This window comes from Protofrankia sp. CiP1_Cm_nod2, assembly GCF_920664355.1.
In the GTDB taxonomy this organism is placed as follows: domain Bacteria; phylum Actinomycetota; class Actinomycetes; order Frankiales; family Frankiaceae; genus Protofrankia.
Genome location: NZ_CAKKTL010000167.1, coordinates 1 through 11,337, shown reverse-complemented (window position 1 = coordinate 11,337; position 11,337 = coordinate 1). Strand labels below are relative to the sequence as shown.

At 71.9% G+C, this 11,337-nt stretch carries 10 protein-coding genes and 2 pseudogenes; all 12 read right to left on the bottom strand.

Annotation, left to right across the window (positions count from 1 at the left end; translation table 11 throughout):
• Positions 1 to 356, bottom strand: a 356-nt coding sequence (locus NBW84_RS17280) for a beta-ketoacyl synthase N-terminal-like domain-containing protein (RefSeq protein ID WP_445548749.1), incomplete at its 3' end; no start/stop codon positions are given.
• A complete protein-coding gene (locus tag NBW84_RS17275) occupies positions 353 to 1,666 on the bottom strand; it encodes a beta-ketoacyl-[acyl-carrier-protein] synthase family protein (protein ID WP_250285764.1) in 1,314 nt (437 codons plus the stop codon). The genes NBW84_RS17275 and NBW84_RS17280, both read right to left, overlap by 4 nt.
• A gap of 212 nt (positions 1,667 to 1,878) precedes the next feature.
• Positions 1,879 to 2,259, bottom strand: a pseudogene (locus NBW84_RS17270) (cupin domain-containing protein); the annotation flags it as partial.
• Between the two features lie 44 nt (positions 2,260 to 2,303).
• Positions 2,304 to 2,810, bottom strand: coding sequence for an SRPBCC family protein (locus NBW84_RS17265; RefSeq protein WP_250285763.1), 507 nt, complete (start codon positions 2,808 to 2,810; stop codon positions 2,304 to 2,306).
• A 122-nt stretch (positions 2,811 to 2,932) separates the two neighbouring features.
• Entirely contained in the window at positions 2,933 to 3,157 is a 225-nt protein-coding gene (locus NBW84_RS17260) for a phosphopantetheine-binding protein (RefSeq protein WP_250285762.1), read from the bottom strand.
• Positions 3,158 to 3,189: 32 nt separating this feature from the next.
• The gene (locus NBW84_RS17255) at positions 3,190 to 4,557 is read right to left on the bottom strand and encodes an acetyl-CoA carboxylase biotin carboxylase subunit (RefSeq protein ID WP_250285761.1); all 1,368 of its coding nucleotides are present in this window, start codon (positions 4,555 to 4,557) and stop codon (positions 3,190 to 3,192) included.
• A 32-nt stretch (positions 4,558 to 4,589) separates the two neighbouring features.
• Positions 4,590 to 5,186 carry a biotin/lipoyl-containing protein gene (locus NBW84_RS17250; RefSeq protein WP_250285760.1) on the bottom strand — a complete coding sequence of 199 codons (597 nt, stop codon included), beginning with the start codon at positions 5,184 to 5,186 and terminating at the stop codon, positions 4,590 to 4,592.
• Complete coding sequence (gene accA, locus NBW84_RS17245; protein WP_250285759.1) at positions 5,183 to 6,958, bottom strand: carboxyltransferase subunit alpha; 1,776 nt, start codon at positions 6,956 to 6,958, stop codon at positions 5,183 to 5,185. The genes NBW84_RS17250 and accA overlap by 4 nt, the downstream gene beginning before the upstream one ends.
• Entirely contained in the window at positions 6,955 to 7,320 is a 366-nt protein-coding gene (locus tag NBW84_RS17240; protein ID WP_250285758.1) for a TcmI family type II polyketide cyclase, read from the bottom strand. Before NBW84_RS17240 ends, accA begins: the two co-directional genes overlap by 4 nt.
• A gap of 515 nt (positions 7,321 to 7,835) precedes the next feature.
• Positions 7,836 to 10,058 (bottom strand): SF1B family DNA helicase RecD2, encoded by a 2,223-nt coding sequence (gene recD2, locus NBW84_RS17235; protein WP_250285757.1) that lies wholly within the window; start codon positions 10,056 to 10,058, stop codon positions 7,836 to 7,838.
• Positions 10,059 to 10,091: 33 nt separating this feature from the next.
• Positions 10,092 to 10,856, bottom strand: coding sequence for a mycofactocin biosynthesis peptidyl-dipeptidase MftE (gene mftE, locus NBW84_RS17230; RefSeq protein WP_250285756.1), 765 nt, complete (start codon positions 10,854 to 10,856; stop codon positions 10,092 to 10,094).
• Positions 10,853 to 11,337: pseudogene (locus NBW84_RS17225) on the bottom strand (hypothetical protein); the annotation flags it as partial. The pseudogene NBW84_RS17225 and the gene mftE, both read right to left, overlap by 4 nt.

The window sequence follows — 11,337 nt, the reverse complement described above, 5'->3', positions numbered from 1 at the left end:
TGCAGCGCGCGCTGGCCGAACGCGTTGCCCCCCGAGGCGCTGGCGAGCGCGACGGACATGTCGTACGGGTCGAGGGCCTCCGGGTCGATCCCCGCGTCCGCCAGGGCCTGGCCGGCGGCGCAGAAGGCCAGGTGCGTCCACCGGTCCGTCTGCACGACGAACCGGCTCGGCATGTGCTCGGCCGCCCCGAAGCCCTCGACCTCACCGGCCAGGGTGGTGTCGTAGCGTGACGGGTCGAACTGGGTGATGCGCCCGATCCGGGTCTCCCCGGACAGCACGGTCTTCCAGTACGTGTCCACGCCGATCCCGCTCGCGCAGACGATCCCGATCCCGGTGATCACAGCGCGCGGCGTCACCGTCCGGCCCCCGCTTTCCTCTTCCCAGTGCCCTCCGCGGCCGGCAGGCCGTTGGGAGCCCGGAAGACCATGGCCGACTGGAAGCCCCCGAAACCGCTGCCGACCGACAGCGCGACGTCGACCTTGTGCTCACGTGCCGTGTTCGGCGTGTAGTCGAGATCGCACTCCGGATCACGGTTGGCCCAGTTCGCCGTCGGCGGGACCACCCCGTGCTCGATGGCCAGCGCGCAGGCCGCCATCTCGATCGCGCCGATCGCGCCGAGCGAATGGCCGACCATGGACTTGATCGAGCTGACCGGCACCTGATAGGCGTGCTCGCCCAGCGCCCGTTTGAAGGCCGCCGTCTCGTGCCGGTCGTTCTGCTTGGTCCCCGAGCCGTGGGCGTTGATGTAGGAGACGGTGGTCGGCGCCAGCCGGCCCTGCGCCAGCGCGTCGGAGATGGCCCGGGCCATCTCCACCCCGTCGGGACGCAGCCCCGTCATGTGGAAGGCGTTGCTGCGGGTGGCGAAACCGGCGACCTCGCAGTAGACGTGCGCGCCGCGGCGGCGGGCGTGCTCCCACTCCTCCAGGACGAGGACCGCGCCGCCCTCGCCCAGGATGAAGCCCTTGCGGTCCCGGTCGAAGGGCCGGGAGGCGTGCTCGGGATCGGAGTCGTCCGGCGACGTCGCCTTGATCGCGTCGAAGGAGGCGAGCGTGACCGGGGAGATCGGGGAGTCCGACGCACCCGCGATCATCACGTCCGCCTCCCCGTCGGCGACGAGCTGGTAGCCGTAGCCGATGGCGTCGATCCCGGACGTGCAGCCGGTGGAGACGACCTGCGCCGGGCCGTGGGTGCCGAACTGGCAGCCGACGTCGGCCGCCAGGCTGCTCGGCATCAGCGCCTGGTACAGGAACGGCGACGCGTAGTCGGGATCGACCAGCCACTGCTGGCCGCTGTCGCTGGCCACGACGTACTCGGTCTCCAGCGCCGTGGTGCCCCCGACCGCCGTGCCCATCGTCACGCCGGTGGCGTCCGCGGTCGGTTCGTCGAGGACGAGCCCGCTGTCCGCGACGGCCTCGGCGGCGGCGGCCATGGCAAACTGGATGTAACGGTCGGAGCGCCGCACCTGACGGGGGGTGAGCCCGGCGGCGGCCGGGTCGAAGTCGCACTCGGCGGCGACCCGGGACCGGAACGGCGACGCGTCGAAGAGGGTGATGCGCCGGGTGGCCGTCCGCCCCGCCGTCACGGTGGACCAGAACGCCTCCCGCGTCACCCCGCCCGGCGCGACCACGCCCACCCCGGTCACCACCACGCGGCGGTGGCCGCTCACGCCGAGGCCACCGGATCACCGTCGGCGCGCTCGGTGCCCACCTGGCCGGTACTCACCTGGCCGGGGAGCAGCGGCTCGGGACGCGCCTGGCCGGCGGTCACGGTCACGGCCTGCCGGGCGCCCCCGCCCCCCCGGGTCTCCCCCGCGCTCCCGGCCTCTTCGGCCTGCCCGGCCTGCCCGGTGCCCTCGGCCTCCGCCGTGCCCTCGGCCTGCTCGGTGTCCACGTGCCCGAGTTCGGGACGGGGGGCGAGGGGTCCGAGGTGGAAGACCACCGACGCCGGCTCGGCCCCGGTGTTGCGCAGCCGGTGGCGCGCCCCGACCGGGATGTAGAGCCCCTCGCCGGCCGCGACGGCCACCGGTACGTCGTCGCAGTCGACGACGATGCCCCCAGTGGCTACGTACAGAAACTCCTCACTATACGGATGGTAGTGTTCGGCGATCTTCTCGCCGGGCAGCAGGGTGGCCACGCCCATGAAGCCCGAGGTGCTACCGACCGTGCGTGGACCGAGCAGCACCCGTAGCTCTCCCCCGCGCCGCCGGTCCGGCGGAACATCACGGACGGCCACATGTCGACAGCAGGATGCGACAGCCATCTCCGGTACTTCCTCTCACTCGTCATGCGCCCGTTCTCACCGGCTTATGCGCCCGCGTCGCGAGCCCCACCGGCCGCGCCGGCCACACCGGCACCGGCCCCGCCGGCCGCCAGCTTCTCGACCTTGTCCCGGATGACCTCCATCTGGATCACCGAGTTGGTGTTGATCCGGACGGTCATCGCCTCGTCGTCGACCGGCGCGTCCGGGCGCATGGCGAAGTCCTGCACCCATGTCATCCGGACGCCGCCGTCGGCCTCCTCGTACGACCAGTAGATGTTCATGTACTGGAACGGGCCGGGCTCGACCCGGTGCGCGCGCACCTCACGCAGGCCGCGGTCGACCGTCCGCTGGCTGACCCACGACCAGATCTGGCCGTTCTCGTCCGGATGCATAGTCAGCCGGAAACGGACGGTGTCCCCCTCGCGTTCGAGAACGTCCACCGAGGCGTACTCCGTGAACAGGTCGGGCCAGTTCTCCAGATCGTTCGTCGCGTCCCAGACGACATCGAATGGGGCGGCGATGAACACCGACTTCTGTGTGTGTCCCGGCATCTCCTACGAGACCTCCCTGAAATTGTCCCGGCATTTTTCCCATCGGCTTCCGCGCACGGGGCGTCACCCACGTGCCTTCGTTCGCGGTCCTTTTTCACGGGCCTGCGCCCGTGACGCCGCCCTCAGCGGCCCTCGTTCGCGACGGCGGCGATTTCCCCCACGGTCATCGTGACGGCCTCGTCGGGAACCTCCACACCGAACCTCTCGACCAGCACCGCCTGTAGCTCGAGGACGGCCAGCGAGTCGATCTGCAGCTCCGTGAGCGAAAGCGACTCGTTTCCGGCGAAAACGTCCGGATCTACGCCGGCCCGCTCGACGAGAATTTCGCGGATCGTGGCTGATGTCACGACGGACCGGGTTTCCCCAGTAGCTTCGACACTCATTTCCGCACCTTTCCGGAATCCGTTACCAGGCGGTCGACCAGGCTGGTCGAATACCGCCCCTTGCGGAACTCGGTGTCGGCCAGCACACGTTTGATGAAAGGAATCGTGGTACGTACGCCGGGCCCGTCGACGTCGAACTCGCCAAGCGCGCGCTCGGCCCGGCTGAGCGCCTCGGCCCGGCTGGGCGCCCAGACCGACACCTTGGCCAGCAGCGAGTCGTAGTACGGGCTGACCCGGTAGCCGGGGAAGCCGTGGGTGTCCACCCGGACGAACGGGCCGGCCGGCGGGGTGAAGCGGTCCAGCCGGCCGGCGGCCGGGGTGAACCCGCGGTCCGGATCCTCGGTGTTGACCCGGCACTCGACGGCGACCCCGCGCAGGACGACGTCCTCCTGCCGCAGCCGCAGCGGTGTGCCGGCCGCGACATGAAGCTGCTCGTGGACGAGATCGCAGCCCGTCACCATCTCGGTGACCGGATGCTCCACCTGGATACGGCTGTTGATCTCGATGAAATAGTGGTTCTGGTCCTCGTCCACCAGGAACTCGACCGTGCCCAGGCCGGTGAAGCCGACCGACAGCGCCCCACGCACCGCGTCCCGGCACATCTCGGCCACCCGGTCGGGATCGAGCTCGGGCGCGGGCGCCTCCTCCACCAGCTTCTGGTGGCGGCGCTGCACCGAGCAGTCCCGGGTGCCCAGGTGGATGCCCGCGCCGTGCGCGTCGCAGAGAATCTGCACCTCGACGTGACGGGCCCGCTCGAGAAAGCGCTCCACGTAGATCCGGTCGTCGCCGAAGACCGCCCGCGCCGCCGCCCGGGTGTCGGCGAACGCGGTCGCGAGCTGCGCGGCCGAGCGCACGACCGTCATGCCACGGCCACCGCCACCGGCCGCCGCCTTGATGATGACCGGATAGCCGATGGCATCGGCGATGTCGCGCGCGTCGGCGACGCTGCGCGCGACATCGGCGCTGCCGGTCAGCAGCGGCAGGCCCGCCCGGCGCATCAGGACCCGGGCCACGCTCTTGTCCCCCAGCGAGGCCATCACCGCCGGCGGCGAGCCGATGAACACCAGGCCGGCGTCGGCGCATATCTCCGCGAAGTCGGGATCCTCGGAAAGGAACCCGTAGCCGGGATGGACGGCGTCCGCCTCCGTCATTCTCGCGGCCTCGATAATGGCCGCCGCGTTGGCGTAGCTGCGCCGCGACGGCGGCGGCCCGATACACACCGCTTCGTCGGTATGGCGATGGACAAGCGAGTCCCGGTCCGCCGTCGAATAGACGCTGACGGTCCGGATACCGAGCTCACGGCATGCCCTGGCCACCCGTAGCGCGATCTCGCCGCGGTTCGCGATGAGAACTTTCTGGAACAAATCTTCACCCCCCGCGTGAAATGAGAATCCCGCTACGGCGCTATTTCGACGAGAACCTGGTCGAACTCGACCGCCTCCCCGTTCCCGACGCAGATCCGGGCCACCGTCCCGCCGATGTCGGCGGTGACCGGGTTCAGCAGCTTCATCGCCTCGATGATGCCGATCGTCGCGCCCGCGTCGATGACGTTCCCCACCGCGACAAAGGGCTCCGCCCCCGGTTCGGGCGCGTGGTAGAAAGTCCCGACGATCGGGGCCGTGACAACAGCCACGTCGGCGTCCACGGTGTTCTCACCGGCGCTGTTCTCACCGGCGCTGTTCGCGGTGGCGCCGTTCACGGCGGCCCCGGCTGCCGTGGCGCCGTTCACCGCGGCGCCGTTCGCGAGAGCACCGTTGACGCCGGCGCTGTTGGCGAGGGCGCCGTTTCTCACGGCCGGCTCTCCGGCGGACGGTGCCGGGACGAGCACGCCGATGCCTGCCGCCCCCGACCACTCGACCTCGATGGCGACATCCCCGGAGCAGAGGCGGATGCGGCCGAGCTGGCCGGGCAGCTCCCCGGCCAGCCGGGTCGCGTGCTCGTGCAGCCGGCTCAGGACGTGCTGGCGCTGGTCGCTGGTGCTGGCCGGTCTCATACGGCCTTCTCCTCGTGTCGTTCGCGCGGCTGCGGCGGCGCGATGTCGGTGGGGGTGACCACGGCCGCCTGGCCGAAGCGGCGGAAGCGCGAACGCCGGGCCCGGATCAGGTGGGCCGCCGGCAGTGACAGCAGCGGGCGCAGGGCCTCGAGCACCGCCTGACGCAGCAGGTTGCCGGCGGCGAGGTGATCCGTCTGGGAGCCGCCGAGCGGCTCGGGCACCACGGCGTCGACGATGCCCAGCCGCAGCAGCCACGGGGCGTTCAGGCCAAGCGCGCGGGCGGCCTCGGCCGCGGCCCGCGTGTCGTTCCAGAGGATCGACGAGCACGCCTCGGGGCTGATCACGGAGAACACGCCGTTCTCCGCGACCAGGACACGGTCGGCGACGGCCAGCGCCAGCGCGCCGCCGCTGCCGCCCTCACCGGTGATCACCGCGACGACCGGTGTGGACAGCGCGGACATCCGCTGGATGGCGTGTGCGATCGCGGACGCCTGCCCCCGCTCCTCGGCCTCCCGGCCGGGGTAGGCGCCGGGGGTGTCGATCAGCGTCACCACCGGCAGGCCGAGCCGTGCCGCCAGCGACATCACCCGCATGGCCTTGCGGTAGCCCTCGGGCTGGGGCATGCCGAAGTTGTGCGCGACGAGCTCCGGGGTCGAGTGCCCCTTCTCGGTCCCGACCACGGCCACGGCAAGCCCGTCGATCTCCGCGATGCCCGCCACGACGGCGCTGCAGTCCCCGTACAGCCGGTCACCGCGCAGTTCGATGAAGGAGTCGAACGACCGGGCGAGGTAGTCCCGGACGGTGGGCCGGGCGCTGTCCCGGGCGAGCCGGACGGTCTCCCACGGGTCCCGCTGGACCAGCCGCTGCGGGTCGGTGATGAGCACGCCGGAGCCGGCCGGCCCGTCCACCGGCAGGTCATTCGGCAGGTCATTCGACGGGTCATTCGACGGGTCAACGTCCCGCTGCTCCCGCCGGCCGACGGCGAGCAGCCTGGTCAGCACCGTCCGCAGGTCCGTCCGGTCGGCGACGATGTCGACCTGCCCCTTGCTGGCGAGGAAACCGCTGCTCTGGAACTCGGCGGGCAGTTCCTGCCCGATGGTCTGCCGGATGACCCGGGGGCCGGCGAAACCCATCCGGCTGCCGGACTCGGCGACGATCACGTCCGTGTTGGTCGCGAACGACGCCGCCACCCCGCCGTAGGTCGGGTCGGTCACCAGGCTGATGGACAGCAGGCCGTGCTCCCGGTGCCGCTCGATGGCGATGCCGGTCTTGGCCATCTGCATCAGCGACAGGCAGCCCTCCTGCATCCGGGCCCCGCCGGAGGTGGAGACGATGAGCAGGGGGAGCGCCTCGTCCACGGCGAGCTCCACCGCCAGCGTTATCATCTCGCCGACCGCCGAGCCGAGGCTGCCGCCGAGGAAGCGGAAGTCCATCACAGCCACGACGAGCTCGTGGCCGCCGATGGCGCCGGCGCCGCACAGCACCGCCTCGGCCAGCTCGGTCTCCCGCCGGGCAGCCTCCCAGCGCTGGGCGTACGGCCGGGTGTCGGTGAACCCGAGGACGTCGAAGTGGACGGGCTCGACCAGCAGTGGCCGGAAGCTGCCCTGGTCGAGGAGCTGGTCGATCCGCTGGGCGGCGGTCAGCCGGTCGTGGTAGCCGCATTCCGGGCACACGTAGAGGTTGCGGGCCAGCCGTTTGCCGTAGACGAGCGAGGCACAGGAGCCGCACCGGCTCCAGGCGGCCACGTCCGCCTCGGCGACCGTGGCCCTCACGCGGCCTCCCCGGCGGAGCCGGCCTCATGGGCCACCCCGGCGGAGCCGGGCTCATAGGTGTAAAAACGCCGCGCTATCGCGTCCTCGGGTGACCGCCAGGTCGGCAGATAGGGCTGGATGTAGTGGGACAGCCGCTCGCTGACGCGGGCGAACTCCTCATGGCCGCGCGCGTTGTCCACTGCCCGCCGGCCGTCCCCGGTCGTTTCCAGCAGGTGGACGTAGAGATCCCCGAGCGAATAGAGCGAACGGTGGGTGACGCCGGCGATCCGCGGAAGTCCGGTCGCGTCCGATTCCGCGAAGATGCGCGCGACATCCTTTTCCGCGCCAGGTGTGATCTTGGCAACAATCAAGGATCTGTGCATATTTGGTGTCCCCCTCCACCGAACGGGCCGGGAAAACCCCGGGACCGGGGCCGGCGGGGTCACTGACCCATTCACGGCGACAACGTTCCGGTTCAGACCGACCCCCCTACCGAGAGTAAGGGTGATCACACAGCGCGTCCACCGCTGCCGTCTGCGTGACCTTTGGCGGAGAGCGGCCGCCCCTCCCCGGGGCCACCCGCACCAGCCCCGCCACACCAGCCCCACCGCATCAGCCCTGCCGCACCAGCCCTGCCGCACCAGCCCTGCCAAGCCGGCCGACCGACCGACCCGACGAGCGAGCCAGCAAGGACAGCCGGCCGACAACACCGGCCGGACAGCCGTCCCCCCGCCCCACCCAGGAAAGGTGAGCATGGAACGAGTACGGAAGCGGCTGCCACAGCGACTGTTTGTTCCCTCGTTCTCATGATCCGACCTCTGATCGATGATCAGGGCGGGTCCCGAAGGAGGGGGCCGGCTCAGGGAGACAGGCCAGGGCGGCCTGGGCACAGGCGGCGTTACGGAGCAGAGATCCGCAGCCGGTGGTCGAGGGCGGTGTGGCGGCGGCCGCCGCTGACCGTGCGCACGGCCTGGCCGATGGCGCGGTGCGACCCGACCAGCACCACCAGTCTGCGGGCCCGCGTGACCGCCGTGTACAGCAGGTTACGCTGCAACATCATCCAGGCGCTGGTGGTGACCGGGATGACGACGGCCGGGTACTCGCTGCCCTGCGAGCGGTGGATGGTCACGGCGTAGGCGTGGACGAGCTCGTCCAGCTCGGTGAAGTCGTAGTCGATGTCCTCGTCCTCGTCCGTACGCACCGCGGCCTTCTGCTCGTCGAGGTCGATGCCGGTGACCACGCCGAGGGTGCCGTTGAAGACGCCGCTGGCACCCTTGTCGTAGTTGTTGCGGATCTGGGTGACCTTGTCGCCGACCCGGAAGACCCGCCCGCCGGCCCGGCGTTCGGGCGTGTCGGGACGCGCCGGGGTGAGCGCCTCCTGCAACAGGGTGTTCAGCGCGCCGGCGCCGGCCGGGCCGCGGTGCATCGGCGCGAGCACCTGCACGTCCCGGCGCGGGTCGAGCCCGAACTTCGCGGGAATCCGCCGGGCCACCACGTCCACGGTCATCGCCGCGGCCTCCTCGGCCTCGTCCGCGGCGAAGAAGAAGAAATCCGGCAGGCCGCGCACCAGCGGGTGCTCGCCGCTGTTGATCCGGTGCGCGTTGGTGACCACCCCGGACTGCTGCGCCTGGCGGAAGACCTGCGTCAGGCGCACGTGCGGGACCGGCGTCCCCGCCGCCAGCAGGTCGCGCAGCACCTCCCCGGCCCCGACGGACGGGAGCTGGTCGACGTCGCCGACCAGGAGCAGGTGCGCCCCGGGCGCGACCGCCTTGGCCAGCTTGTTGGCCAGCAGCAGATCGAGCATGGACGCCTCGTCGACCACGACGAGGTCGGCGTCCAGCGGGCGGTCGCGGTCGTAGGCGGCGTCCCCGCCGGGACGCAGCTGCAGCAGCCGGTGCACGGTGGACGCGTCGTGCCCGGTCAGCTCGGTGAGCCGTTTGGCCGCCCGGCCGGTGGGCGCGGCCAGCACGATCTTCGCACCCTTGGCCTGGGCGAGCGTGACCACGGAGCGTACGGTGAAGCTCTTGCCACACCCCGGCCCGCCGGTGAGGACGGCGACCTTCTCGGTCAGGGCCAGCCGCACCGCCGCCCGCTGGGCGGGGGCGAGCTCGGTGCGCGTCCGCCCGTGCAGCCAGGCCAGCGCCCGGTCCCAGTCGACGTCGGCGAACGCCGGCATCCGGTCGGCAGGCGCGCGCAGCAGCCGCCGGAGCTGGCCGGCCAGGGAGATCTCCGCACGGTGGAAGGGCACCAGGTAGACCGCGGCGACGGGGACGTCCGGATCCTCCCCGGGGATCTCCTCGCGGACGACGCCCTCCTCGGTGACGAGCTCGGCCAGACACTCGATCACCGCGCCGGTGTCGACCTGCAGGATCTTGACCGCCTCGGCGATCAGCCGCTGTTCGGGCAGGAAGCAGTTCCCGTCCCCGGTGGACTCCGACAGGGTGAACACCAGCCCGGCCTTTATCCGCTGCGGGCTGTCGTGCGGAATCCCGACGGCCTTGGCTATCGTGTCCGCGGTACGGAACCCGATGCCCCACACGTCGGTGGCCAGCTGGTACGGCTGTGTGCGCACCACCTCGACCGACCGGTCGGCGTACTGTTTGTAAATACGCACCGCCAGCGACGTCGACACCCCGACGCCCTGGAGAAAGACCATCACCTCCTTGATGGCCTTCTGTTCCTCCCAGGCGGCCGCGATCGCCTTCGTCCGTTTGGGGCCGAGTTTCGGGACCTCGATCAGCCGTTCGGGATGCTGCTCGATGACGTCCAGGGCGTCGATACCGAAATACTCGACAATGCGCTCGGCGAGCCTCGGCCCAATACCCTTGATCAGCCCGGACCCGAGATACCGCCGGATACCCTGGATCGTCGCCGGCAGCACGGTGGTGTAGTCCTCGACGTGGAACTGCCGGCCGTACTGCGGATGCGAGCCCCACCGCCCCCGCATCCGCAGCGACTCGCCCGGCTGCGCGCCCAGCAGCGCGCCCACCACGGTGATCAGCTCGCCGGACCGCCCCGTGTCCACCCGGGCGACGGTGTACCCCGTCTCCTCGTTGGCGTAGGTGATCCGTTCCAGCACCGCATCCAGCACCGACCCGTGGAACGGCTGCGCGGCTGCCATGGCAAGTACCGATATCACGGCCGGCCGCCGGTTCTACGACGGGCTCCCGCCGTTCCGCGGCAGACTGTCACAGGGCGAATGCGGACTGTCATGAGATGGCGGCAGACTGTCGTGCCACTGGTCGGCCGCGGCGGCGAGCTGCCGGGCCCAGGCGTCCAGGATGCGCGTTCCGGCCCGGGCGGAGGAACCGGTGGGATCACCCAGCACGCCGTTGGGGCTGACCGCGCGCACCCCGGACTCCCGCAGCACCGGCAGGAGCTCACCGATCGGACGGGCCACCCCGGGCTCGACCCGGTCGAGGCGCACCGCCTGCCCGCGCAGCGCGAGCATCGCCGAGGTCTCGGTGCGGCCGGCGTGGGCGTCGTCCGCGGGCCCGCCGGGCAGCCAGGCGAGCACCCGCCGGCCCTCGCCGCGCAGCCTGGCGACGGCGCGGCGCAGCGGCGCGGCGTTGCCGCCGTGCCCGCAGACCAGCAGCACCCCGGCGAACGCGTCCGCCGAGCGGACAAGCTCGACCAGCAGCAGCTCGACGCCGTCCTGCCCGATCGACAAGGTGCCGGGAAAGCCCGCGTGCTCGCCGCTGGAGCCGTACGGCAGCGCCGGCGCGACGAGCACCCAGGGGCGGGCGCGGGCGAGCCGTTCGCACAGCGCCGTGGCGAGCTCGGTGTCCACGGTGAGCGGCAGGTGCGGCCCGTGCTGCTCGGTCGCGCCGAGGGGGACGGCGAGCACGCTGCTGGCGGCCCGTCCGGCCACCTCGGGCCAGGTGAGCTCCGCCAGCCGCCAGGGCCGCACAGCGGTCACGGCACGTAATTCCCGCCCAGGATGCGACGCGCTCCCGAAACCAGCGCGTGGCATGGTCTCAGGCGGGATGCACCGCGGGCCTGCAGGACACGGCGAAGGTACGCGGTCACCGTGCCGGTGCCGGGCCAGCCGGACAGCTCCGGGAGCAGCGGCGCGAGCGTGCCCGCGCGCGCGGCGCCCCACCAGACCCCGGCGCCGTAGGCGGCGTCGTCGAGCGTCCGCAGCAGCAGCCAGCGCGGCGGATCCACGTCCGGCCGCCGCTGGTACCACTCGTACAGGTGCCGTCCCAGCGCCAGGGCCAGCAGCCACCTGCCCCGCCTGGTGCCCGCCAGCAGCGGGACGGCCGCCGGCCACCAGGCGCCGGTCACCGCGTCGGCGAGCAGCCGGCCCGCGCCGAGATGCCCCAGCGCCGCCACCCGCAGCGCCCCGGCGGCGGGCACTCCGAGCGGCGCCAGCCTGCGTGGCAGCAACGCCGCCGTAC

Excerpts from the sequence above, each read along its gene's own strand:
- NBW84_RS17265 (WP_250285763.1), bottom strand. The coding sequence starts at position 2,810 with ATGCCGGGACACACACAGAAGTCGGTGTTCATCGCCGCCCCATTCGAT.
- NBW84_RS17250 (WP_250285760.1), bottom strand. The coding sequence starts at position 5,186 with ATGAGACCGGCCAGCACCAGCGACCAGCGCCAGCACGTCCTGAGCCGG.
- NBW84_RS17240 (WP_250285758.1), bottom strand. The coding sequence starts at position 7,320 with ATGCACAGATCCTTGATTGTTGCCAAGATCACACCTGGCGCGGAAAAG.
- recD2 (WP_250285757.1), bottom strand. The coding sequence starts at position 10,058 with ATGGCAGCCGCGCAGCCGTTCCACGGGTCGGTGCTGGATGCGGTGCTG.